This is a genomic window from Cellulosilyticum sp. (genome assembly GCF_982396655.1).
Genome location: NZ_CEVXFV010000016.1, coordinates 1 through 26,234, shown reverse-complemented (window position 1 = coordinate 26,234; position 26,234 = coordinate 1). Strand labels below are relative to the sequence as shown.

Genomic DNA, 26,234 nt, shown 5'->3' with positions numbered 1-26,234 from the left:
TAATTTATTTTTGTAATCTGTGACTTAGTCACATACTCTTTATTGTCTTCTTTTTTATTTTTTTCTACATAAGCATGTGTCTATTAATAGCATACTGCCATTTTCCTTCCATTTATTCATAAAAAATCTCAAAATTTTACTTAACCACTGTCCATTTTTATTGTATAATTATATTGACTGTTTAGATAATTTAAAATTGACAATAATTTATATAGATAACATGGAAACATAAGTTGTTCTTATGATATTTTGATTAGTCTCTTAATAAACTAATAGTATGCATCGCTGAGAAGGATGTGCTACTTAATGCACTATAAGTTATCTATATCTACTTGCTTATAATAAATTCGTAATTACTATTTATTGTATTGGAGGTAAGCCTATGTCTGTTAAATTTAATAAAGAAAAATTTAAGAAAGAAATTTTAGACCATGTAAGAAATTTCTCTAGGAAAACATTAAGTGACGCTTCTCCTCAAGAACTTTATCAAGCCGTTGCTTTTGCTACACGTGACATTCTTACAGATGATTGGATTGAAACACAAAGAGTTTATAATACAGAAGCCCCTAAAACACTTTATTACTTATCTATGGAATTTTTAGTTGGGCGTGCACTTGGCAATAACTTAGTCAACTTAGGTATTATGGATAAGGTCAAAGAAGCACTCAATGAGCTAAAAATTGATATTGACCTTTCTATCATCGAAGATCAAGAACCCGATGCTGGACTTGGCAATGGTGGTTTAGGCCGATTAGCTGCATGTTTCTTAGACTCACTTTCTACCCTTTCTTATCCTGCTTATGGCTGTGGCATCCGTTATAACTATGGTATCTTTAAACAAGAAATTAAAGATGGTTATCAAGTTGAACATCCTGATGATTGGCTTGCTAACGGTAATCCTTGGGAAGTTAAACGTAATGACAATGCCCAGGAAGTTAAATTCGGTGGTAGTGTTTTCAGTTACTGTGATGAAAATGGAAATGTGCATTATGAACAAAAAGACTTTGAATCCGTTTTAGCCATACCTTATGATATGCCAATCCTTGGCTATAAAAATGGCTTTGTAAATGGCCTTAGACTCTGGGATGCTGAAGCACCTGAAAAATTTGTTCTTCGTTTCTTTGATCAAGGTGCCTATGAAAAAGCCGTACAACAACAAACTTTAGCCAAAACCTTAGTAGAAGTTCTCTACCCTAATGATAATCATTACCAAGGTAAAGCACTACGCCTTAAACAACAATACTTCTTCGTTTCTGCAACTGTTCAATCTGCTATTGCAAAATTCAAAAAATCTAACTCTAATATCTACGACCTTCCTCAAAAAGTTGTCTTCCAAATGAACGATACACACCCTGCCATTGCTGTGGCTGAGCTCATGCGTATTTTAATTGATGAAGAAAACCTCGGCTGGGATGATGCTTTCTATATCACGACACATACATGTGCTTACACAAATCATACGATTATGATTGAAGCCTTAGAAAGATGGCCAATTGAACTCTTTAAGACACTTCTTCCTCGTGTTTATCAAATCGTTGAAGAAATTAACCGCCGCTTCTGTATTGAACTACGCGAAGTACATCACTTACCAGAACACATTATTCACGATATGGCTATTATCTGTGACGGCCAAATCAAAATGGCTTATCTCGCTATCGTGGGTAGTTTCTCTGTAAACGGTGTAGCTGCTATTCATACTGAAATCTTAAAAAATGACTTACTTAAGAACTTCTATCAAATCTACCCTGATAAATTCAACAATAAAACGAATGGTATTACCCAGCGCCGTTGGCTTGGTCATTCTAATCCAGAGCTAGCAAATCTCATCACAGAAACAATCGGCGGTGAATGGTATACTGATTTGACCTCACTCAAAAAACTTCTTCCTTATTCTCAAGATGCTTCTTTCATTGATGCCTACAGCCAAGTTAAATATAATAATAAACTTCGCCTTGCACAGTATATTAAAGACCATAACAATATCATTGTTAATCCAGACTCCATCTTTGATGTACAGGTAAAACGCCTTCACGAATATAAGAGACAACTTATGAATGTCCTTAATATTCTTATGCTTTACAATGAAATCAAAGCCAATCCAAACGGTGACTATGTGCCACGTACCTTTATCTTCGGTGCTAAGGCTGCTCCAGGCTACAGACGTGCCAAACTCATTATCAAACTCATCAATGCTGTAGCTGATATGGTTAACAATGACTCTGATGTAAATAAATATCTCACTGTTGTGTTTATTGAAAATTACTGCGTTTCTAATGCAGAAATCATTATCCCTGCTGCCAATGTCAGTGAGCAGATTTCTACAGCTAGTAAAGAAGCATCCGGTACCAGTAACATGAAATTCATGCTTAACGGTGCTCTTACTATCGGTACATTGGATGGTGCCAATATTGAAATTTATGAAGAAGTCGGCGACGAAAATATGTTCATCTTCGGCCTAACCTGTGAAGAAGTTCTTTCACTTTATAAATCAGGCACCTATAACCCTTGGGATATTTATAATCACGATGAAGCTATTAATACAGCCCTTAAACAACTCATTAATGGTACCATTATTCACTCTGCTCCAGATTTATTCATCGAACTTTATGAATCCCTACTCAATCGTGCAGGTGATAACTTAGCTGACCCATACTTCATTCTTAAAGATCTCCGTCCATATCATGAAGCACAAGAAAAGGTAGCTAAAGCTTATCTTGACCAAAAGAATTGGAACAAAATGGCCATCATTAATACTGCTTGCTCCGGTAAATTCAGTTCTGACCGTACAATCACGCAATACGCCGAAGAAATTTGGCATATAAAACCTCTAAATCTAACAAAGAAATAAGCACCTTTTTTCATCTCCTTAATATAATATAAGTAGATGAGATGAAACATCTAAAGTTACTTATACACATGGACTTATCTTTATGATTCAACGTATCTAAAAAAGAACTTATCTTATAAGCTCTAAGTAACTTATATATGAACCTAAAAAAAATTTAATTATAGATTGATTACTCCCCCTTCACAAATTAAGTTTCATCAAAAATTATGCAAATACCTCTCTCATTTTTTCTCAAGCAATTAAGCATTTTAACTAAAAGTTCCCATTTAAACGGCGTTAAATGGGAACTTTTTCATAATATATTCACACTAATTGTGCCTCTTTATGCTATAATAAAGATAAGTAAATCCAATACGAGTTTGCTAAATTAAGGAGTGAATGCCATGAATAATAAAGTGCTTGTTTGTATTACTATACAAGAGAATAGTCGTCGTTTAATCTCTGAAGGATTCCATCTTGCACAATCTTTAAATGCCCCTCTTCACATTCTACATATTAGAAAAGGAGAGACAGTATTTGATAATGCTGATAGCAGTAGACTACTCGAGGACCTCTTTGCATACGGCAGTGAACTTGGCGGCGAAGTACATTTCTTATGTAGCGAGAATATTCCACAGACAATATCACACTTCATCATAGACCAAAAAATCACAGAGGTTGTAATCGGTGAGTCTCCAGACGGCACACCAACTCATGAACAACAAAGCATTTATGCCGACCTCATCAAAAAACTTGGCAACATTAATCTCAATGTTGTCCCAAGAGAAGAAAATCAAAAACTAGAGGCATAGCAAAAGAACGCTAAGTTATTGTAAAAACAATATCTAGCGTTCTTTTTTATATTTCTAAATAGGTGTAGCAGGAAGATAGCGATGTTTAGTGGGTGGGTTAATCTGCCCCCGCAATCAAGCTCGTTCGCCGCCTCTTTTCCCCCTGAACTAAATTTGCAAAATAAATAAGCCATAAGAAAGCTGTGGTGTAGGGTGTGGGCTAGTCTGCCTGTGGAGTAACTTGACGATAGTCTTAGTGAAAATTTTAAAGGGGTTTTAGTGCTGCTGTTTAAGCGGCAGCGAGTTCAGTACGTTCCTTTAAAATTGGAACTTAGAGTATCACAAATTACGGAAAGTACAGCTAGCCCGCACCCTACACCACAGCGCACCTCTTATGCCTTTCCCTTATTTTGCAAATTTTAGTCTTTTGCTTATCTTTCCTGTCATTTTGTGTTATACTATAAGGTAGAAATTTAATTACCTATCATACATTAATAGGAGTTTTTATTATGAAAACTATCATCATTAAAGATCTAGATCAATTTAATGAAGCTACCCGTATCATTCAAGAGGGAGGCCTTGTGGCTGCCCCTACTGAGACCGTTTATGGGCTTTGTGCAAATGCTTTAAATGAAGTTGCTGTTGGCAATATCTTTAAAGCAAAAGGACGTCCTAATGATAATCCTCTCATTGTACATATAGCTGACTTAGATATGCTCTATGAACTTGTAACTGAGGTTTCGCCTATTGCTAAAAAGTTAATCGATAACTTTTGGCCAGGACCTCTTACACTTATTTTTAAAGCTAAATCTATTGTGCCACAAGCCGTAACGGCAGGACTTGATACAGTCGCAATTAGATTTCCTTCACATCCTTTAATGCAGAAACTCATTAAGGATTCAGGACTTCCTATTGCAGCACCTAGTGCAAATACTTCGGGTAAACCTAGCCCAACGAATGCACAGCGTGTTATTGAAGATATGGACGGAAAAATCGACTGCATTATTGATGGTGCATCTTCTGAATATGGCGTTGAGTCAACTATTGTAGATACAACTGGTGAAATTGCTACAGTACTTCGCCCAGGTGGGATTACTTATGAAATGCTTCAATCAGTTTTAGGCGAAATTGCTATTGACCCTGCAATTACACATAAACTTAAAGAAGGCGAGCATCCTAAAGCACCTGGTATGAAATATACTCACTATTCACCTAATGCGGATGTCTTCATTATTAGAAACTCATCAGCATATTTAGGAGACCATGGGCATAATATGTTTGGAGATTTAGACAATCTAAGAGAACATCTTACTTCTTTAGTACATTCTGCTCATGAGGCTGGTAAAAAAGTAGGTATTCTTGCAACAGATGAAACTAAACATTTATTCGAAGCAGACCTAGTGCTTAGCGTAGGAACTGAAAATGATTTACTTACTGTTTCATCGCATCTTTTTGAGATGCTTAGAAGCTTTGATGATGAAGGCATTGACATTGTTTATTCACTTGCCTTTCCTAAAGAAGGACTTGGGGCTGCCATTATGAATAGACTTGAGAAATCTGCCGGATATCACTTCATCAATATTTAGCCAAGCTACTTTAATATAGATTTCACATGACTAAAATTTAGTTATTCATGACTTTTAGCAATGTGAAACCATTAATATTAAATTCGTTAATGTCTTTACAAATTTCGAAAATATATTATAGTAGTAATGATGTCTAAATAAGTTAGTTACATTGGAAGTAAAATTAATACTAAAAAATCGGAGGAACTATTATGATAGCAATTGCATGTGACCACGGTGGTTTTGCACTTAAACAAGAAATTATTGCACATTTCAAAGCTAATGGTACACCATTTAAAGATTATGGTTGTATGACAGAAGAAGCTGTTGACTACCCAGATTACGCTAAACTTGTAGCTCACGCTGTATTAAGTGGTGAAGCTGAAAAAGGTGTTTTAATCTGCGGAACAGGTATTGGTATTTCTATTGCAGCGAATAAAATTCCTGGAATTAGATGTGCACTTTGCCATGACGTATTTTCTGCTGAAGCAACTCGCCTTCACAATGATACTAATATTGTCGCTTTAGGTGGCCGTGTTATAGGTCCTTCTCATGCTATTAAGGTAGTTGACACATTCTTATCAACACCTTTCTCTAATGAAGAACGTCATATAAAACGTATCGCTAAAATAGAAGAATTATAAGAATAACCGAATTTACTTACAAAACAACACTAGGAGGAATAATAATATGGGAAAATTATTTATCATGGATCATCCACTTATTCAACATAAGGTAAGTCGTTTAAGAGACAAAAATACAGGTTCTAAAGAATTCCGTGAACTCGTTCGCGAAATCTCTGGACTTATGTGCTATGAAGCAACTCGTAATCTTAAACTTGAAGACTTCGAAGTTGAAACACCTATTACAACAACAACTGGTAAACGTATTGCTGGTAAAAATTTAAGTATTGTACCTATCTTACGTGCTGGTCTTGGTATGGTTGATGGTATGTTAGACCTTCTTCCAACAGCTAAAGTTGGTCACATTGGGCTTTACAGAGACCCTGAAACATTACAACCAGTAGAATACTACTGCAAATTACCTAAAGATGTTGCTGAAAGAGACTTCTTCGTACTTGATCCAATGCTTGCAACTGGTGGTTCAGCTATTGCTGCTATTCAGTTCATTAAAGATCGTGGTGCAACAAGCATCAATTTCTTATGCTTACTTGCAGCTCCAGAAGGTCTTAAAGCGCTTCAAGATGCACATCCAGATGTAAATATCTACTGTGCTGCTTTAGATGAAAAATTAAACGACCACGCATATATTATTCCAGGTCTTGGTGATGCTGGTGACAGATTATTTGGCACTAAATAATAGCTTATAAATCTTGGCTCATATCTTCCTTATATTCACAATTTTAGGAAGATGTGAGCTAGATTTATCATTAAGAAAGTGGCTCATGCCACATTCATAGCTCAAATTTTGAGTTTTGGAATGTGTTTTATGTAAATATTTAACACCTCCTAAAATTTGAATAGAATAGTGCTATTAGGTTAAGGCTATTAGTACTAAATTTTTTTACATACTTAAGGAGATGGACTTTATGGGCAATATAGGCTACATCACATTATCTTTGATAGCTTTTATATTGGCATTTCTAATTTCATTTTTCATGACTCCTTTAGCAAAAAAAATCGCCTTCAAAGTAGGTGCAATTGCTAAACCAAGGAAGCGTGATATGCATAGTAAACCTATTCCTCGAATGGGTGGTATCGCCATTTTTACTGGCTTTATGATATCATTTTTACTTGTTATCTGGAAAATGCCTCTCACAAATATAAAACAGATTATAGGTATCGTTATTGGTTGCGGTATAATCTTTACTTTAGGCTTCTTCGATGATATTTATGCATTAAATGCAAAGATTAAATTTATTATTCAGATTGTGGCAGCTACTGTAGTAGCTTTATGCGATATTCGAATAGATTTCTTTTCTATTCCTTTCATTGGTGATAATCCGGTTTATACAAACCTTTTATCAATTCCAGCTACAATCATTTGGCTTGTAGCCATTACAAATGCAGTTAACCTTATTGATGGTTTAGATGGCCTTGCAGCAGGCGTTTCTTCTATTGCTTCACTTTGCCTCATGGTACTTTCTATTAAAGCCGGTTATCCACCAGCTACACTTTTAACTGCTACACTCGCTGGTTCTTGTATGGGATTCTTACCTTACAATTTCAATCCAGCCTCAATTTTTATGGGTGATACGGGTTCTACCTTCCTTGGCTTTACCCTTGGAATCACCTCTGTACTTGGACTTTTAAAAGGTTATACAGTGGCTACTATTTTCATTGCAGTACTTGTACTTGGGCTTCCAATCTTTGATACAGCTTTTGCGATTATTAGAAGATTTTTAGCTGGTAAACCAATTATGTCTGCAGACCGCGGTCACTTACATCACCGCCTTGTAGATAATGGGTATACACATAAACAAGCTGTTGTAACACTTTATGGTGTAAGCAGTGTACTAGGCCTTACTGCAATTGCTTTCTTTAGTCACGATGTTAAATTTGCAGTTTTAGTCTTTATTGCTATGGCGATTTTGCTATATTTCACAATTCGCAAAATGACCTCATTCAACAAAGATAAAGAGGATTAATACTAGCCAAAAACTCCTGTTCATGGGAGTTTTTTTTTATTAATTTCTCACCCTATCGTATAAAAAAATTAAATGCTATACTTATTATATTGAAGTAGAAAAAGGAGTTTTTTAAATGCCAGATATCATCACTCATTACATTTTTGGACTAGATACTGCACATAATATCAAACAATCTCCCTTATACAAAATCATCAAGGAGAATAGAGACATATTTTTAATTGGTCTTCAAGGACCAGACCCAATTTACTATCATCGTTTAGGCTTAAAAGACAATAAAGCTGCTATTGCAGCACGCATGCACAGTGAAAAGACGGGTGACTTTTTAGTATCTGCCATTTGTCATGCAAAGAAATATGATATTGCTTCCCGCGAGTTTCAAGAGTGTCTCAGCTATTTAAGCGGCTTCTTATGCCACTATATTCTAGATGGTATGGCTCACCCATATATCTTTTATTTAGGTGGTCGCTATATAGAGGGTCAGCCAGAAACTTCTAAGTACAAAGGTCTTCACAAAAGGATAGAAGTTGCTATTGATAGCCTTCTCTGCGAAGAAAAGTTCGGCATAAAAGCTTCTCATTTTAAAATTCATAAACAAATTTTAAAAAACATTCCTATACCAAATAGTATAGTTAACTTATATGATGAAACGCTCTTTTTACTTTATGGTATAAATGGTGGTGGTAAACTTTTCAAAGATGCTTATGCAGATACACGTACCTATTATAAGCTTACCTTCGATAATATAGGTACTAAAAAAGCTTTTGCAGGCCTCGCTACACCACTTCTACCAAAGCAAATTAGCTCTTACGCTACAACCTTCTCATATTTTCACTGTGTAAAACCTGATGTAGACTATTTGAATAAAAACAAGCATGTTTGGCTTCATCCTGTAACAGGTAATGTGTACACCTTTAGTTTTCACGATATTCTTAGAAATGCTATTAAGAAAAGTACGCTACTTCTTTTAGCTACTTATGACTTTGCAACTTCTAGCTTATCTGCAGAAGACTTTAGAGTTTACCTTCCAAATCAATCTTATCTTACTGGACTTCCTACAGATGATCCAAGACCAATGAAATATTTTAATCCTGACGCTAATATCTTTTCATAAAAAACGTCTAGCATAAAAGGCTAGACGTTTTTTATATGACTTAAATTCTGTTTTAGAAAAATCCTACGGTCACAAAGACCCCAATCCATACGATAAGAAGTACTAAACAAAGTGCGCTTAACAATTGCCATGGTTTATATGCTTTACTATTTTCCTTTTTCACCTTCGCAACTAGTGCAAAAGCTGGCATCGCTACTAACATTATAAATGGTACGCTAAAAAACAAAATTATGCCTAGCATCGCTCTCCCCCCAATCCATTTATTTCTTTGTTTATAAACTCCTTTAGCTCACATTACTCTTTGTAGTAGTTAATAAGACATCCTGCTAAAATAATAGCTCTTTCATCATCTGTTAGATTATTTAATGTGAGATTAAAGCTCTTAACTTCGTCCCCCATTACATAAGCTTTAATGCTTGATACTTTGTTTGCTACAGCTTCTCTAATACCAGGAACAAAGAGATAATCACCATTTTTAAAGACCTGTCCCTCTTCTAATGTGAATGGTACCATACCCCAGTTGATGAGATTTGAACGATAGCGTTTTGTAGCATATTCTTTGGCAATATTTGCCCATCCACCTAATACTTTTTGACAGGATGCAGCTTGTTCACGAGCTGAACCATCCCCTGGTTTGTTAGCATAAATTGTACTTCCGATACCTGTTGCTTTAGGATCAATATTTTCAAATCCTGGTAATGCTTTAATTTTTGCAAATACTGTTTCGAGTTCTGGAAGTGCTGCTAATGGATCATCCCCTTGCAATCTAGCTATTTCTGCTTTTTGTACCTCTTTTGCACGTCCTACATATTCTGGCTCGCGGCGTGATAATGTAAACTCAGCTAAACGAAGTGGATTTGAACGATAGCTAGATGTTTCTCCTGATGGGATTAATTCATCTGTTGTTGTAACCGCATCATTAATTTCTGCTACAACTTTAAGCACAAGGTTATCTGTAAGGTGTGACATTTCTGGCCAGTCTGTGATATTTGGACCAAATTTAAGTTCTGCTTCTTTGTCTGCTTTGCCTACACCATTATAGCAACGTGTATCGTAAATAGATTTATCGAAGAAGTATTTTGGTTTTGTAAAGTTTACATCAATATCTGTAGCTGCTGTTAAAACGCCGCCATTAAGTGATGTCGCTGCAATACTTCTTGCATCCATAAGTGCAACACCAGAAAGCTGTCCATCACTTGGTTTAGAACCTTCGCGGTTAGGGAAATTACGTGTAGAGTGACGAATGCTAAGACCATTGTTTGGAGGCACATCTCCAGCACCGAAACATGGACCACAGAATGCTGTTCTAATTGTTGCACCTGCTGCCATAAGATCAGCAATAGCCCCATTTTTAAGGAGACTCATAAAGGTTGGTTGACTTGATGGATAAACGCTAAGTGCATATTCACCGCTACCAATTGTTGCCCCACGTAAAATGTCTGCTGCCTCGCAGATATTATCATATGTACCGCCTGCACAACCTGCGATAACGCCTTGTTGCACATGAAGTTTACCATTAATAATTTTATCTCTTAATGTAAAGTGTGCTTTAGAGCTAGCAAATTTCTCTGCTGCTTCTTTTTCTACTTTAGCTAAGATTTCATCTAAATTAGCATTAAGTTCATCGATTGTATATGTATTACTTGGGTGGAATGGTAAGGCAATCATAGGTTTGATTTTTGATAAATCTACAACGATTGCACCATCATAATAAGCCACATTACCTGGTTTAAGTTCTTTATATACTTCTTTTCTGCCATGCATATCGAAGTATTCTTCTACTGCTGCATCTGTTTCCCAAATAGAAGATAGACATGTTGTTTCTGTCGTCATAACATCAATACCATTTCTGTATTCTACGTTAAGATTTTTGATGCCATCTCCTACGAATTCCATAACTTTATTTTTAACATAGCCATTTTTAAATACTGCCCCAATGATAGCAAGTGCCACGTCTTGTGGACCTACTCCTTTAGCTGGAGTACCTGTTAAATAAACAGCTACAACACCAGGACGATTAACATCATATGTTTTGCGAAGAAGTTGTTTAGCAAGTTCACCGCCACCTTCGCCAATTGCCATTGTACCAAGGGCCCCATAACGTGTATGACTATCTGAACCTAGAATCATTCTACCGCAACCACTCATCATTTCACGCATAAATTGGTGAATAACTGCTTGGTGAGCTGGTACATAAATACCACCATACTTTTTAGCTGCTGAAAGTCCAAACATATGGTCATCTTCATTAATAGTTCCACCTACTGCACAGAGACTATTGTGACAGTTTGTTAAAACATATGGTAATGGAAACTCTTTAAGTCCACTTGCTCTTGCTGTTTGAATAATTCCTACATATGTAATATCATGAGATGCCATGGCATCAAATTTGATTTTTAATTTATCCATACTTTCAGAAGTATTATGTGCCTTTAAAATATTGTAAGCTATAGTATTTTCACTAGCTGCTTCTTTAGATACTACAGACATCCCGTATTTATGCATTATTTCTTGCTTTGCATCTTGACTGTCTGCTACAATTTCTCTTCCGTTTACGAGATATACGCCGCCATCAAATAATTTTATCACTTTTATTCCTCCCTAATTTTAAAATTTTACCTATTTTTTTATAAAATTATGCTTTTGTTCTAAATTATAACATAACATTACATATTATCATAGTCCAAGTACAGATAAAAATGCTCTCGCATCTATTTGACCATGCATCAATCTTAAAATTTGAAGTTTATACTGACTGGCTTCTCCTTCTCTTTCATACTTCTTAATTAATGTTTCATACACCCCCTCTTGATTATTGAGACGCATCAACTCATCGCACTCACTTAGTAGCTTAAACCTGGTTTTCTCTAGATTTTGAGCCTTATAAACAGGTAATCCTTCGCCTCTTGCCATCACCATTTCCCATGAAAGCCTTCGCTCAAAGCTCTCATAAAAATCTTTTATATTCTCTTTTTTATTGAGCTCGCTACTCTTATTTAATACAAAACCACTTCCATAGTCCCCTATTCTTATCTTCGTTTCATAAATCGTAGGACAAGGTATTGCTTTAATGCTTTCTTTGATTCTGCTTTCCGTAGAATGTTCTATTTCAGCGGCCGCCTGAGTCGTTCCTAAGAACATGGCACTCTCACCATTTATAAATGCCTTCAATCCATCTTCTTCTTTCACCTTCTCATATGTCATCTGGAAAGGTGAAAGTCTTACAATCTCCTCTAGTTCTTTAGCGCCTTCCTCTAAACTTCCTGTTCCCTCTACAAGCATACGATAATAACACTGAACACTTCTAAAAGACTGTCCACCGATGGCTAATGGAACGATTCCTCGTTCTTTAAAGGCCTTTATACAAGCCACAAATTCCCCATAACTTGTAGGGTACTCTATATTACACGCTTCAAATATAGCCTTATTACAATACAAGACCTCTTCCCACCCCATTAAAGGTAGGCCATAAATCTTATTATTTACTGTAAAATCTTCTATAGCTCCTTCTGTAAAGTCCTCAATAATATCCTTTTCCACAATATAGTCGCCCATTTCCATCACAACACCTATATTTACAAGCTTCTTTAAATATCTTTTTTCACTAACATAAAACATATCTGGAAGTTCATTTGTAATACTACTTGTGATTAATACATCCTCATATTTATCTGAGCTAAATGTTGTAATCTTAAACTTTACCCCTAACTTCTTTTCATCATAACTTGTATACATACTTCTAACGGCTTCTCTATCTATGTTACTTGGTATCCAAATATTATATACAGGCCTATTATCATCTAACTCTTGACTAATCGCAATCATTTGCTCTTGCATATCATATAAAATATCTACAAGTAAGCCTATACAAATTACTACAAAAACCAATGTAATTATGATTATAAGGCGGTTAAGAACCTTCTTATCCTTCAACCTATTCACCTCTTATTCAAACTCTATTATTTTGAAATGCTTAATTTTACGTTGAAAATTATATCACAGCATTTTTTGAGGTAAAATAGCTATTATTGTTGTATATTATTGTCATTGTTTGAAATTTTTTAAATACTACTTTTCCATGGAATATATATCTTTATTTTTGTGTAATGTCCTATCATTGTATCAATATCTATAATATCTGTCGTTTCCTTAATGTTATAAATAAGCCCAATACGCTTAATAATCGAACGGAGTCCAAATCCTGATTTACTATGTATCTTTTCATCGTGCATAATGCGCCTTACTGTTTCTTCATCTATGCCCTTTCCATTATCTCTAACCTCTACTATGATACGTTTATTTTCTATATCATTTCTTACACCTACATACACTTGCAAAGGTTCATTCATTGTGCGTATCCCATATTTCACAGCATTTTCAGCTAAGATTTGTATAATCATACGGGGTATTTTATAATCTTTTAGCGTCTCATCAATTTCATAAGCCACCTCAAATAAATCAGGGTTTTTAAGAAGTGCAATATGTAAATATTCCTTCGCAATGACCACTTCTTGTTCTACAGTATTGAAATCCTCCTCCTGATTTAAACAAGACCTATAATATCTTGCCAAACTTTTAATAAGCTCTACTGCCGATTCTTTATCTTCTATTGCTACAAGCACACTGACACTATTTAATGTATTGTATAAAAAATGTGGATTCACTTGATGATTAATAACGGAGAGCTCCAATACCTTTTGTGTACGTTCTCTCTCTTTGGCCTCTTTAATTAGAAATTGAATCTGCTCTAGCATCTTATTCAAGGCGCCACCTATTGCACTCACTTCTTCATACCCTTGATTTTCATCAAAACGTATATCTAAATTCTTCTTAAGTGTAATTTCTTCCACCCTTACCGCAATATTTTCTAAAGGATAGACTACTTTCCTAGCAATAATAAAAATAGCCATTAAGAAAAATAGCATATTAATAACACATACACCAAATAAAATCATCTGCAATGTGCTATCTTTCCGATTCCCTGTATATCTTCCTATAACATTTGCCTCTAATAAACTATATCTTGCTTGTATATGATCATATTTATTTTCCCACTGCCTTCTTATATCTGAAGCCATTTGATAATCTCTAGCTGCTTTATAATTTCTGCTGAGTTGATTGTTATATGGAAAGCTCAACATGTTTTCCTCATCATCTACCACCACTATCTCAAATGAAATTTTTTCTAACATGCTATTCATTTTCTCTTCCAAATAAGAAGCATCTATAAAAAGAAACAGGTAACCTAATGTGTTGCCTGTTTCCTTGGATTTTATGCTTCTAGCGATGTAAATAACATTGGGAGCGAGTTTATTGGAGACAATACCAATACAATCTCCGCCTTCCTTTTTTCGAATTTCACTTAAATCAAATTCAGAAAGGAAGTCCTGTTGACTGTATCGATATTTCTCATCATTACTAGCACAAACTACCGTATTATAGCGATCAACTAAATAAATAGATGCTAGATTTGTATTCCTTATAAGATAATTATTTAAAATAGGTAGCACTTCTTTTTCATCTAATAACGCCGATTTACTTAATATACTCTGAATATCTTCATCAATGATAATTTCCAACGACTGCCCCTTGGTTTGTTCAATCACCAAATCTAAGAAGGCTGTCATACGATTGGTATTTTCCATATCTTCCACATAATTTTTATAACGTACTCTTTGGTAATTAATATTTTCCACTACTGTCAAACCAATTACTAATGATATGCTCATTATAATGAGGTAATTCTTCATAAATAACCATCTAATACTTTTTTCTTTCATCCCCAATTTCTCCCCAAAACTTATTTATTCAAAATCATATTTGCTTAGTCTTTTAGCCTGAATAGATTCTCTAATATCTAAAAGCATTTTAACAACTTCTTTTTCCTCAATAGGCTTTAGGATATATTGTGTAATGCCATATCTAATAGCTGTCTTTGCATATTCGAAATCATCATATGCTGTAAGAATAACGATTTCTACATTTCGATTTTTTTCTCTTACTTCTTTGATAAAGTCAAGGCCATTCATCACTGGCATTTCTATGTCCGTAATAATAAGATCTATACTTTCTAACTCCAGCTGCTCAAGCGCTTGCTTACCATTTTGTGCCATACACGCAACTTCAAATCCCAACTCTTCCCAATTAATAAGCTTATTTAACCCCATTCTAATAATTGGTTCATCATCTACAATCTGTACATTTAACATATTATCCCCCCTATAGTTACATTACAGAGTTACATTACAGCTTATAAATATACTTAACCATTCCCTTTGGTACTTCTAAATTTGACTTAGTAATTCTCACACGTTCTAAGAAAGCTAATGCCTTTTCAGATTCAATATCCATATTAAAGAGCATAAATAAACGAATCTCCAAAAGTTCTAGATAAATATCATTTTCCTCTAACCACTGCTCATAGGTGAGAACATTTTTATAAAGTGCATCTACTGTACCATTTATGATTTTCATAATCTGATCTACTACTGTATCATACAGTAAGTCCACAGAGTTAATTCTTATAAACGTCCTTGTAAACTGCAACATTAATGTATTTATAATCTTTTCTGTTTCTTCATTTGAGAAGTTGTTACTTAGCTTATTTCTAGCAATCCTACTATATATTTTATCTGTATAATAATGTATGAATGTCTCAAAATCACCTATATTATCTTCTACTTCTATCTGGAAGAGAATTCTAAAGAATAAGTTCCACTGAAATTCTTCATTCATATAATGCATGATGTGCTGACCTAAAATAGCCGTGTACTCATTTTTAAAAACAGGTTCTCTTTCAAACTCAAGGCGTTCTCTAAAGTTAATATTACTTCTATCAATCCTTCTAATCTTATCTAAGCCTTCAAGGAGGTTATTATTATAACGTTCAAGATCACTATCTAACGCATCTCTAAAAACATAACGTACAATAGCTTCACATGAAGTCCTAAAATCTACAAGGACTCCTAAGCTTTCTTTCATACGTTGTGCAAAAATATCATAAATAATCTTAGATATAAGCTTCTCTAGCTGTTCTTCACGTGTTGCATACTTCTTATTATCTTCTTGATTAAACTGATTTGAAATAAGTAGTAGCTGTTGATCAATGGTTGTTAAACTGTTTTTAATAGATTTCATAATATCCTTATAAAATTTATCTTCTATTACATAGTTATAATTTTTATAAATAATCTTATGTTCAATCTCACTCCAGAATATGTTAACTAACGACTTAATCTGCATCTCGAAGTTAATTGTTGTACTTTCAGTAATATACTTTCCATCAATACGATAGATTTTCATACCATTCTTTTGTTCTTGAGGCTGTTTTCCACTAAAGTTTAACAATACACTAGGATTTCTAAGACTATAAAAATACCCATCTTCTTCATGTTTCTCCGTAAAATATTTTTTAAGTCCTTTATAAATATCTGCTTCATCTTCAATGAACTTACAGCCTAACCTAATCCCAATAATATCTGGTACATTTGCAAAGAGCATCTCTTTCGTATCATACTTTTGATAATAATGATTACGAATAATCTTTTCTTTTAAGCTTTTTGAAGACTTTACACGAGATTCAATACTAATATAGCCTCTCTTAGTTTCTTCTAAAAAGTCTTCAAAAAATTCCTCTATTTCTTCGCTTACGATTTCTAAACTAGGTTTCATTTCTTCTAATGTGGCAAGCACATCTTCTATAAAATCAAATAGCTTTAATTCCATTCCGCGTTATTCCTCCTATGTCTCGTCCCACTTTCTATCTCTATATTTTATCTTACAAATAAATTTGCGATAATATTATACTATCCTATAATATAAATATTATTAAGAGGCGTAAATAACAAAAAAAGACCTAAAAATAGGTCTTTTTTTTGTGTAATTAGTTGCTTTTTAAGTTATTTTAATTCTAAGCCTGCTAATCTAGCTAATTCAATAATTGTAGCTTTAGCAACTTTCTTACCTTTATAATCAATAAGCTCTTCCATGCTGCCATTAAAAATATCAGCTGGTTCATATTTTTTAAGAACAATTTTATCATCATCAACGAAGATTTCTAATGCATCTTTCTCGTTAATGTCTAAGTTTCTTCTTAATTCGATTGGTAATACTACTCTCCCTAGTTCGTCTACCTTTCTTACAATACCTGTTGATTTCACTAACATCCTCTCCCTTTAAAAAAATGTAATTTTTTCTCTCATAATATTCACAATATTTTCCATGTGCTAATTATAAAGTACCATAATTAGCAATTAAAGTCAAATATTTTTTTGTATTTTTTTATACTTTTGTAAAATTTTTTCCTACCCTAATATATAATATTTGTCGAATATTCATATTGTGCCTATTATTTGTCACTTTATTGTAGAATTTTCTTTATTTCCTTTTTCCAAGTCTCCTCATTTTTCCCCATCTTCCTCTTTCTCCATTCTTACATCTTTCATTTCTAATCTTTCATTTCTAATCTTTCACCTCTAATCTTCCCTTTCTCACACCGCTTCTTTCAACTTTCACCTTTCCCTTTTCAACTTTTATCTTTCAACTTTTTCTTTTTTACTTTTCATCTTTTTTACTTTTACTTTTCAGCTTTGCCTTTTGTTTTCCACCTTTTTCTCTCCTTGAATTTTATACATTTTCTCCACTTCTCTGCATATATTTAATAGAGACAAGCTATTTATACCTTATTTACTTTTCAAAGAAAGGACTGTTTCTATGCTCAATTATCTATGGAGTTTTATGATTATCTTCGCTATAATCATAGCTGGTTTTAGGGGCGGGATGAATGGTATTACTGCTGCTGCACTTAGTGCGTCTGAAGATGCCGTTACCATTTGTATTAAAACTTGTGGCATTGTCTGCATGTGGATGGGCATCATGCGTATTGCAGAAAAGGCTGGACTAATCGATGCACTTGCTAAAAAGTTAGCGCCTGTCCTGGATTTTCTATTTCCAGAGGTTCCCCGTGAACATCCTGCACGTAAATACATAGCAACTAACTTTGTTGCAAATTTTCTAGGGCTTGGTTGGGCTGCCACGCCTCCTGGACTTAAAGCTATGGTCGAATTACAAAAGCTTAATAAAGGGTCTCATACTGCTACTAATGCTATGTGTATGTTCCTTATCATTAACATGTCTTCTATTCAGCTTATCCCTATTAATATGATTTCTTATAGGGCAAGCTATGGTTCTACAAACCCGACTGAAATTATTGCCCCCTGTATTCTTGCCACGTATGCTTCTACACTTATTGCCATTGTCTTTGCTAAACTTATGGAAAGGAGGCATAAGTAGATGGCTATTTTAGTGACCATTTCCGATTGGATTATCCCACTTATTATTGTAGGAATTATTATTTATGGCCTTCTAAAAGGCATTAATGTTTATGAAACATTTATCGAGGGAGCTGCTGATGGTATTAAGGTGATTTTAGATATCTTACCTACTTTAGTCGGTCTTATGGTAGCAGTCGGCATGCTTCGTGCTTCTGGGGCTCTTGATGGACTTTGTACCCTTGTCAAACCGCTCCTAGAATGGTCTAAATTCCCTGTAGAAGTTATTCCGATGGCACTTATGCGTACCTTCTCTTCTTCTGCGGCAACCGGACTTATTTTAGACTTATTTAAGACCTTTGGCCCTGACTCCTTCATAGGACGTTTGGTCTCTATTATGTTTGGTTGTACTGAAACTGTTTTCTATACTATGTCCCTTTATTATATGACTATAAAAGTGACTAAAAGTCGTTATACACTTGCCGGTGCCCTTTTTGCTACCTTAGTTGGTTTCATCGCTGCATATTACCTTACTTTATTTACTTTTGGTGTATAATTTTTGCCATATCATATATTGTTTTTCATTTAAAAATGTTATAATGATGATATATTATGTGCCTTTTACTAATGAAGCTTGTAAGGAGAATTTACTATGTTAGATAAAATAAAATCATTAATATTTGGTTCCACAGATGTTTATGAAAATGAAACTTGGTACCACAAAAATGGAAAAGTAATGTATGAAGGTAGTATTAAAGGCTCAAACTTTCACGGAATAGGCAAATACTATGACGAAGAAGGTAAGCTTTGCTACGAAGGACACTTTTCAAACGGATTTCCTGAAGGTGAAGGTAAGGCCTATTTAGAAGATGGTAGCACTTATGAAGGTGCTTTTCATAAAGGCGAGCGCACAGGCACGGGTACCCAACGCTTTACCGATGGGAGCTATTATGAAGGTCGCTTTTCAAACGGAGTCTTTGAGGGCCGTGGTAAATTACATGCAGCAGATGGCACACTGTTTGATGGTAATTTTTTAAAGGGCCATATTCAAGGGACTGGAACAGCAACTTATCCTAATGGGGATCGTTATGAAGGTGAATTTAGAGATGGTATGGAAACAGGTATGGGGAAACTGTTCGTATCTGATGGTGTTTATGAAGGTGAAGTATTAGAAGGCCTCCCTCATGGCAAAGGTTGCTTCACATGGGATAACAATACAGTCTATCGTGGTGACTTTATAGAAGGACAAATGACTGGTAAGGGAATGATTACATACGCTAATGGCGATAAATACATTGGCGATTTCAAAAACGGTCTCAAACACGGTACTGGAACTTATCAAGAAGCCTCTGGTATGCAATACGAATGTATCTTTGATGAAGATATTTTAATCTCAGTTCCTGACCACAATAACTCAAACTAAATAACATTACCAAATAAAGCGACTAGCTCGCATGCTCTACAAAGTAGTAAAGTTAATATCCAACTTTACTACGCTTTAACAAAGGAGGCTTCGTGAAAACATTTCACGAAGCCTCCTTTAGTTTATTCCGCATATTCTGCCATTAAATAAGCCATACTAACTAAAATTAGTAATCTATGGTTTTTAAGAAAGGTGATTATATGAAAAAGGTATATAAAAATATTAGTTTCTTCCTTATATTAAGTACTTTTATACTTTGCCTTTGCGCTTGTAGCAATAATGGTTCGGATGGTAATACGCTCAAAGAAGGCATTACCTTAATGGATATTGTTGATGAAGTAGATAGTCAAATTGGCATTCAAATGCCTCAAGAAGTCAATGATACGATTCTTACTGACTTGTATTATATGGATATGTCCAATGTAGAAACCTACGCAGGTAAGTTTTCTATGACTATGACCTCTTGTGATAATGTTGTCGCTATTAAGGCTGTTCCTGGTAAAGTTGATGTTGTTGTAGATGCACTTAAACGTCGTCAACAAGACCTTATCGATTCATTCTCTCACTACTTACCTGAACAATATCAAAAAGCTCAAGCTGGTACTGTAATTGTTCGTGGTGATTATGCCTTTCTTGTTATTGTTGGAGAATCAGAAGAAACCATTAGCGAGGACATGCAAAAAGCTGAAGATATTATCAATAGCTACTTCCAATAGAAAGTGAGTTAACCCATGGTATTTAGTAGTTTACTTTTTATTTTTCGTTTCTTACCATTTGCCTTAATACTTTATTTTATTGTGCCTCATAGGTTGAAAAACGTTACATTACTTATTTTAAGCCTACTCTTTTATTCTTGGGGCGAGCCTAAGTATTTACTACTTATGCTCGCTTCTATTTTGGTTGATTATTCTGCTAGTCTTCTTATCTTTTACTATAGAAAAAATAAATTCATTAAACTTTGTGGCCTTCTAGCTTCTATTCTATTTAATATGGGGACCTTATTTTTCTTTAAATATGCTAGCTTTTTTGCTACAAACATTAATACACTTTTCGGTACACATTTGCCTATTGTAAACTATGTCCTTCCTCTAGGTATTAGTTTCTATACATTTCAAACTTTATCCTATACTATTGATGTGTATCAGGGAAAAGTACCTGCTGAACGAAATATTCTTACCTTCGCTACATTTGTTACTTTATTTCCTCAGCTTATTGCCGGCCCTATTGTTAAGTATACTGATATCAACGATGCCCTTCATCATCGCAAAATTTCTTTATACAAAATTGAGGAGGGCTTAAAGTATTTTGTGATTGGATTAGGTAAAAAAGTTCTTATTGCAAATAACATTGGTTCCTTATGGTCCGAAATTCAAAGAATAGGCTTCCATCGTATTTCTACACCTCTAGCCTGGCTTAGTATAGCTGCCTTTTCTTTTCAAATTTACTTTGACTTTAGCGGTTACTCCACTATGGCTATTGGTCTTGGAAAGATTTTAGGCTTTGAATTCCCTCAAAACTTTAACTTTCCTTATATTTCAAGAAGTATCACTGAATTTTGGCGCCGTTGGCATATCACCCTTAGTAGTTGGTTTAAGGAATATGTCTATATCCCTTTAGGCGGTAATCGTGTTGGTCCTTTGCGTCTTTATTTGAATTTATTTATTGTTTGGGCCTTAACAGGCTTATGGCATGGCGCAAGCTGGAACTTTGTATTATGGGGGCTATTTTTCTATATTATCCTTAGTATTGAAAAATCCGGCTTACTCTATCTACTTGATCAAATGCCGATTATCTCACACATATATACCATATTTCTGCTTTTAATTAGTTGGGCTATTTTTAGTACAACTGACTTTACGCTTTTAAAAGCACTCTTTCATAGACTTTTTATTTGGCATTATAATACAGATTTCCTCTATTATTTGCGCAGTTATTTTTTAACTTTTTGTATTGCTATTACTTGTTCAACCAAGGTCCCCTTACTCATTCATTATCATTTGCAACACCATCCTTGGCTGATGAATCTCCTCTATATTGCCATATTTATCTTGTCTACTGCTTATTTAGTGGATGCTACCTATAATCCGTTCTTGTATTTTAGATTTTAAAGGAGCGCTAGTATGTTTACTAAATTAAAAAATTATAGCTTTCTTAGTTTAATGAGCCTTATTATTTTAGCATTCTCAGTTACAAGTCTCTTGTTACCTGAAAAACAATTCTCTAATCTAGAAAATCGTTTCTTACAACCTATGCCTCATTTCACTTTAGAAAGCTTTATTTCAGGCACTTATACTACAAATTTTGAAAAGGCTATGAATGATCAATTTCCGCTTAGAGATAATTGGATTAGCTTAAAATCTCGAAGTGAATTACTTCTTGGTAAAAGGGAGAATAATGGTATCATTTATGGGGCTAATCATTATCTCTTTAAGCGCTTTGATACTTTTAATCATGAAAATCTAGGCAAAAATGCGCGTGCTATCGCTACCTTTACCACGAAGCACCCTAATACACCTATTTACTTTATGCTCATTCCAGACTCTTATACACTACATTCAGAGTTTCTACCAAGTCATATTATTAAGGTTGATCAGAACAAATGCATCAACTATATATATAAATACATCAGTAATACTTGTAATATTAATCCTGTTAATATTATTCCCGCCCTTCTTCGTCATCATGATGATTATATTTATTATCGTACAGATCATCATTGGACAAACTTGGGAGCATATCTAGCTTCTTATAATTTCATTTGTACTACAGGTAACTTGCCTCTTTTCCCCAATCCATTAGAAAACACTTGTAAGGAAGTAACTGGATTTTATGGCACATACTTTAATGAATCTAAATTTATGAATATACAACCAGATACAATCAAGTATGTTGAACCTAATGTTTCTGTCTTTATAGATGGTAAACCTTATCCTGGCCTTTATGATGAAAGCAAATGGTCTAGCAGTAATAAATATGCTGCATTTTTATGGGGTAATAATGGTCTTACTACTATTATTAATAATGATTTACCAGAAAAGGGGCGTCGCCTTCTCCTTATTAAAGATTCCTTCGGAAATAGCGCTGCCCCTTACTTAGCTTATAATTATCGCCAAATCGATATCATTGACCTTAGAAGTATTACCTTTAGTTTATCCGATTATCTTCTAGAGCATGACTTCGATGACATTCTTATTATGTATAACCTTACTACCTTTAATAATGATCGTAACATTAGCAAAATCAATTATTAGCTTGCTTTCTAAGTTTGTAATAATAAATAATGCAATACGCCAAAAATACCAAACTCAAAACGCCATACATTGGATATAAAAACTCAACCAACTTTGCAAAACCTATAACTGAAAAAGGCAAGGCAACTACTACAACTAAAAATATCCCCTTATTATACGCAACATTAAATCTATTACGTAAAAAATAAGACAAACTATATACATTAGAAACCTGAGAAGAAAACATTTCTAGCCACATAACACCTAGCATAGCAATCTTTAACCAGTGACTCATTTGCATGGCAATGGCCAAAAGTGGCATCTCGTACATTCTAGGATAAAATGGGTTTACTAACATTAGAAATACAATATATATGCTAATGACAGTAAGCACACTACTTCCTATAATGATACCCGTCTGGATCTCCTTAGGTTTCTTTATATCATTAGTAAGTGGAACGATTACGCCTATAATCGTTAATATGTTAAAACTTACATACACAAGAGTAGACATTACTAAATGCTCTTTTTGTGCTGGTATAAAACGCATATATGTATAATCCAAGGTAAAAGGATTCTGATGGACATAACTTATAAAAATGGAAGTCATAATAATGACTAGTGTTGGCACTACAACTGTATTAACTTCAAATAGTCCCTCTGTGTTACGCATAAGAAATATGCTACTACATCCTATCATAATGAGAATTCCTACCCACTTAGGAATCCCGAAGTATTGGGTAAGTAGCGCACCACTTCCTGCTAATATAATAGAGGTACTGCTTAACAAAAATAGTGTCAAAACAACATTAATAAACTTAGCGACAAATTTTGGGCACACTAAATCGACAAACTCATTATATGAGGACACTCCTTTTTTCATACTAATCTCGACAATTATCTTGCTAAATATAATGTATAATAAACCACATAATATAAGCCCTAAGAAACCAGCTATGCCATATGTAGCAAAAAACTGGTTTAGTTCTCTACCAGAACATACGCCAGCTCCCACAATACTTCCAATAAAAATCATCGCAATCTGTATAATCAAAATAATTCTTTTCATAGCTCCCCCTCACTCTTCCTAACTTCTAAACTGCTTTTCCTATTAAAGCTTATCCTAGTATTATGTATATTCTCCATTTCATAATATATGTTAAAATTTTCTTTAAATATTAGCATTTTTTGGCTCTTTGCATATTATGTAAGTGAGTAAAACTACTCGAATTAAACTATGGAAGGAGCTTATAAATGGGTACTAAATGCTGTAATTCCGGCCAAAAACCTTGTAAATATAATCAAAAAACCCATACACCAAATTGTGAAGCAGCCTTAGCATTCGTCGATATTATCGATGAAGCTCTTGATGATTTCTATGATAAAACTGAAAATGACAATTGTACGAACTGCAATTCGAACTGTGACGACAAAAAACTTCGTTGTTCAGCCGCCTTCGAATTCGTCGATACTGTAAAAGATACACTTGATAACTATTACTATAAATCTGAAGATTCTTCTACCTCCGATAGTGACAGTTACTACTCCGATTACTCTGATTACTATGACTACTCTTCTGAATATGGTGATGACTACTCTTGTTATTCTAATGACTCTTGCTACTCTAGCGATTACTATGATTCTAGTGATTCCTGTGACTCTAGCTATTACTACGATTCTAGTGATTCCTGTGACTCTAGCTATTACTACGATTCTAGTGATTCCTGTGACTCTAGCTATTACTACGATTCTAGTGATTCTTGCGACTCTAGCTATTACAATGATTCTAGCAGCTCTTGCGACTCTAACAAGTCATGCGATTCTAGTAAGTCTTGTGACTCTAGCGACACCTCTGACTCTAGTGATTCCTCTGTCTCTAACAGTTTCTCTGGCTCTAGCAAATCCTATGACTCCAATGATTCTTGCGACTCTAGTGACACCTATACTTCTAGTGATTCTAATGATTCTTGTGATTACTATGACTCCAGTGATTCCTGCGATTCTTGCGACTCTAGTGATTCTAGCGATTCTAATGACTCTTGCGATTACTATGACTCCAGTGATTCTAATGATTCTTGCGACTCCTATGACTCTAGTGATTCCTGCGATTCTTGCGACTCCTATGACTCTAGTGATTCCTGCGATTCTTGCGACTCCTATGACTCTAGTGACTCCAGTGATTCTTACGACTATTATGACTCTAGCGATTCTAGTGACTCCAGTGATTCTTACGACTATTGTGACTCTAGCGATTCTAGTGACTCCAGTGATTCTTACAACTATTATGACTCTAGCGACTCTAGTGACTCCTATGAGTCTAATCGCTCTCATAAATCCAACAACTCTTGTAAACCTAGCAAATCTAACAAACCTTGTAAGTCTAACAACTCTAACAGCTCTTGTAAATCTAACAACTCTAACAACTCTAACAACCCTTGTAAATCTAACAACTCTAACAACTCTTGTAAACCTAGCAAATCTAACAAACCTTGTAAATCTAACAACTCTAACAGCTCTTGTAAATCTAACAACTCTAACAGCTCTTGTAAATCTAACAACTCTAACAGCTCTTGTAAGCCTAGCAACTCTAACAAACCTTGTAAATCTAACAACTCTAACAGCTCTTGTAAACCTAATAAATCTAACAACTCTTGTAAGCCTAACAAGTCTTATGATTCTAGTCTCTCTTATAACCCAAGTGATTCCTATAATGAAGATAATACGTGTAACACACATAAGAGTGATAAGAAATCTCCTATCCGCACTTGTAAAAATGCTATGCGTTATAAGAAATGTCACTGTTCTAAAAATCCTTATCCTAACTCAAAACCTACTACTCATAATAAGCCAAACTATAATAAACCTACGTGTAATAAGCCTACATGCAACAAACAAGAAATGGCTCCTTGCAGAACAGTTGAACGTGCATGCTATGTAAAACCTGCTTACAATTCTAATTGCAATTGCTACAAGAGACCTTCTTATGACTCTGACTACAGTTACTGCAAGAAACCTCCTTACGATTCTGATTGCAACTGCTACAAGAAACCTTCTTACAACTCTGATTGTGATTGCTCTAAGAAATCTTCTTACGACTCTGACTACAGTTATTGCACGAAACCTTCTTATGCCTCTGATTGTGACTGCTGCAAGAAACCTTCTTACAACTCCGATTGTGATTGCGGTAAGAAGCCTTCTTACAATTCCGATTGTGATTGCTGCAAGAAACCTTCTTACAATTCCGATTGTGATTGCTGTAAGAAACCTTCTTACAACTCCGATTGTGACTGCGGTAAGAAACCTTCTTATAACTCCGATTGTGATTGCGGTAAGAAACCTTCTTATAATTCCGATTGTGACTGCTGCAAGAAATCTTCTTACAACTCCGATTGTAACTGCTGCAAGAA

The 26,234-nt window shown here is 34.6% G+C and carries 23 protein-coding genes; 13 read left to right on the top strand and 10 right to left on the bottom strand.

Going from position 1 to position 26,234, the window contains the following annotated elements; translation table 11 throughout:
- Positions 1-382 precede the first annotated feature (382 nt).
- The 7 genes from AC1VAQ_RS08845 to AC1VAQ_RS08815 all read left to right on the top strand — a co-directional run bounded on the left by AC1VAQ_RS08845 (position 383) and on the right by AC1VAQ_RS08815 (position 8,905).
- Positions 383-2,848: a glycogen/starch/alpha-glucan phosphorylase gene (locus AC1VAQ_RS08845; RefSeq protein ID WP_303244133.1), complete on the top strand. Its 2,466-nt coding sequence runs from the start codon at positions 383-385 to the stop codon at positions 2,846-2,848.
- A 383-nt stretch (positions 2,849-3,231) separates the two neighbouring features.
- Positions 3,232-3,639, top strand: coding sequence for a universal stress protein (locus AC1VAQ_RS08840; protein WP_302597662.1), 408 nt, complete (start codon positions 3,232-3,234; stop codon positions 3,637-3,639).
- Positions 3,640-4,127: 488 nt separating this feature from the next.
- The gene (locus AC1VAQ_RS08835; protein WP_302597663.1) at positions 4,128-5,204 is read left to right on the top strand and encodes an L-threonylcarbamoyladenylate synthase; all 1,077 of its coding nucleotides are present in this window, start codon (positions 4,128-4,130) and stop codon (positions 5,202-5,204) included.
- A gap of 191 nt (positions 5,205-5,395) precedes the next feature.
- Positions 5,396-5,827 carry a ribose 5-phosphate isomerase B gene (gene rpiB, locus AC1VAQ_RS08830; RefSeq protein ID WP_302597664.1) on the top strand — a complete coding sequence of 144 codons (432 nt, stop codon included), beginning with the start codon at positions 5,396-5,398 and terminating at the stop codon, positions 5,825-5,827.
- Between the two features lie 46 nt (positions 5,828-5,873).
- Positions 5,874-6,503: a uracil phosphoribosyltransferase gene (upp, locus tag AC1VAQ_RS08825; RefSeq protein WP_302597665.1), complete on the top strand. Its 630-nt coding sequence runs from the start codon at positions 5,874-5,876 to the stop codon at positions 6,501-6,503.
- A 229-nt stretch (positions 6,504-6,732) separates the two neighbouring features.
- The gene (locus tag AC1VAQ_RS08820; RefSeq protein ID WP_479903810.1) at positions 6,733-7,791 is read left to right on the top strand and encodes a glycosyltransferase family 4 protein; all 1,059 of its coding nucleotides are present in this window, start codon (positions 6,733-6,735) and stop codon (positions 7,789-7,791) included.
- Positions 7,792-7,906: 115 nt separating this feature from the next.
- Positions 7,907-8,905, top strand: a complete 999-nt coding sequence (locus tag AC1VAQ_RS08815) for a zinc dependent phospholipase C family protein (protein WP_302597667.1) — start codon at positions 7,907-7,909, stop codon at positions 8,903-8,905.
- Positions 8,906-8,957: 52 nt separating this feature from the next.
- Here AC1VAQ_RS08815 and AC1VAQ_RS08810 read toward each other — a convergent pair whose 3' ends face one another.
- The 7 genes from AC1VAQ_RS08810 to AC1VAQ_RS08780 all read right to left on the bottom strand — a co-directional run bounded on the left by AC1VAQ_RS08810 (position 8,958) and on the right by AC1VAQ_RS08780 (position 17,064).
- Positions 8,958-9,146 carry a hypothetical protein gene (locus AC1VAQ_RS08810; protein ID WP_302597668.1) on the bottom strand — a complete coding sequence of 63 codons (189 nt, stop codon included), beginning with the start codon at positions 9,144-9,146 and terminating at the stop codon, positions 8,958-8,960.
- Positions 9,147-9,199: 53 nt separating this feature from the next.
- Positions 9,200-11,494 carry a hydratase gene (locus tag AC1VAQ_RS08805; protein ID WP_479903809.1) on the bottom strand — a complete coding sequence of 765 codons (2,295 nt, stop codon included), beginning with the start codon at positions 11,492-11,494 and terminating at the stop codon, positions 9,200-9,202.
- A gap of 87 nt (positions 11,495-11,581) precedes the next feature.
- Positions 11,582-12,838, bottom strand: coding sequence for an ABC transporter substrate-binding protein (locus AC1VAQ_RS08800; RefSeq protein ID WP_302597670.1), 1,257 nt, complete (start codon positions 12,836-12,838; stop codon positions 11,582-11,584).
- Positions 12,839-12,966: 128 nt separating this feature from the next.
- Positions 12,967-14,685, bottom strand: coding sequence for a sensor histidine kinase (locus AC1VAQ_RS08795; protein ID WP_302597671.1), 1,719 nt, complete (start codon positions 14,683-14,685; stop codon positions 12,967-12,969).
- A gap of 24 nt (positions 14,686-14,709) precedes the next feature.
- Entirely contained in the window at positions 14,710-15,114 is a 405-nt protein-coding gene (locus AC1VAQ_RS08790; RefSeq protein ID WP_302597672.1) for a response regulator, read from the bottom strand.
- A gap of 34 nt (positions 15,115-15,148) precedes the next feature.
- Complete coding sequence (locus AC1VAQ_RS08785; RefSeq protein WP_302597673.1) at positions 15,149-16,630, bottom strand: GTP pyrophosphokinase; 1,482 nt, start codon at positions 16,628-16,630, stop codon at positions 15,149-15,151.
- Positions 16,631-16,803: 173 nt separating this feature from the next.
- Positions 16,804-17,064, bottom strand: coding sequence for an AbrB/MazE/SpoVT family DNA-binding domain-containing protein (locus AC1VAQ_RS08780; protein ID WP_302597674.1), 261 nt, complete (start codon positions 17,062-17,064; stop codon positions 16,804-16,806).
- A 553-nt stretch (positions 17,065-17,617) separates the two neighbouring features.
- On the opposite strand from AC1VAQ_RS08780, the gene AC1VAQ_RS08775 reads away from it, so the two are divergent.
- The 6 genes from AC1VAQ_RS08775 to AC1VAQ_RS08750 all read left to right on the top strand — a co-directional run bounded on the left by AC1VAQ_RS08775 (position 17,618) and on the right by AC1VAQ_RS08750 (position 22,848).
- Positions 17,618-18,196 (top strand): nucleoside recognition domain-containing protein, encoded by a 579-nt coding sequence (locus AC1VAQ_RS08775; protein ID WP_302597675.1) that lies wholly within the window; start codon positions 17,618-17,620, stop codon positions 18,194-18,196.
- Positions 18,197-18,730: a spore maturation protein gene (locus tag AC1VAQ_RS08770; protein WP_302597676.1), complete on the top strand. Its 534-nt coding sequence runs from the start codon at positions 18,197-18,199 to the stop codon at positions 18,728-18,730. It begins immediately after the preceding gene.
- 96 nt (positions 18,731-18,826) lie between these two features.
- Positions 18,827-19,597 carry an MORN repeat-containing protein gene (locus AC1VAQ_RS08765; protein WP_302597677.1) on the top strand — a complete coding sequence of 257 codons (771 nt, stop codon included), beginning with the start codon at positions 18,827-18,829 and terminating at the stop codon, positions 19,595-19,597.
- 200 nt (positions 19,598-19,797) lie between these two features.
- The gene (locus AC1VAQ_RS08760) at positions 19,798-20,313 is read left to right on the top strand and encodes a DUF4358 domain-containing protein (protein WP_302597678.1); all 516 of its coding nucleotides are present in this window, start codon (positions 19,798-19,800) and stop codon (positions 20,311-20,313) included.
- Between the two features lie 15 nt (positions 20,314-20,328).
- Positions 20,329-21,705 carry an MBOAT family O-acyltransferase gene (locus AC1VAQ_RS08755; RefSeq protein WP_302597679.1) on the top strand — a complete coding sequence of 459 codons (1,377 nt, stop codon included), beginning with the start codon at positions 20,329-20,331 and terminating at the stop codon, positions 21,703-21,705.
- Between the two features lie 12 nt (positions 21,706-21,717).
- Complete coding sequence (locus AC1VAQ_RS08750; RefSeq protein ID WP_302597680.1) at positions 21,718-22,848, top strand: DHHW family protein; 1,131 nt, start codon at positions 21,718-21,720, stop codon at positions 22,846-22,848.
- Here AC1VAQ_RS08750 and AC1VAQ_RS08745 read toward each other — a convergent pair.
- From AC1VAQ_RS08745 to AC1VAQ_RS08735, 3 genes are all read right to left on the bottom strand, one after another.
- On the bottom strand, positions 22,838-23,896 hold the full coding sequence (locus tag AC1VAQ_RS08745) for a YkvI family membrane protein (protein WP_302597681.1): 1,059 nt from the start codon (positions 23,894-23,896) through the stop codon (positions 22,838-22,840). The two genes, AC1VAQ_RS08750 and AC1VAQ_RS08745, sit on opposite strands and share 11 nt — an antisense overlap.
- A 743-nt stretch (positions 23,897-24,639) precedes the next feature.
- Complete coding sequence (locus AC1VAQ_RS08740; protein ID WP_479903808.1) at positions 24,640-25,563, bottom strand: hypothetical protein; 924 nt, start codon at positions 25,561-25,563, stop codon at positions 24,640-24,642.
- Positions 25,564-25,650: 87 nt separating this feature from the next.
- Positions 25,651-26,234 (bottom strand): hypothetical protein (locus tag AC1VAQ_RS08735; RefSeq protein ID WP_479903807.1); only part of this gene is annotated, 584 nt, incomplete at its 5' end.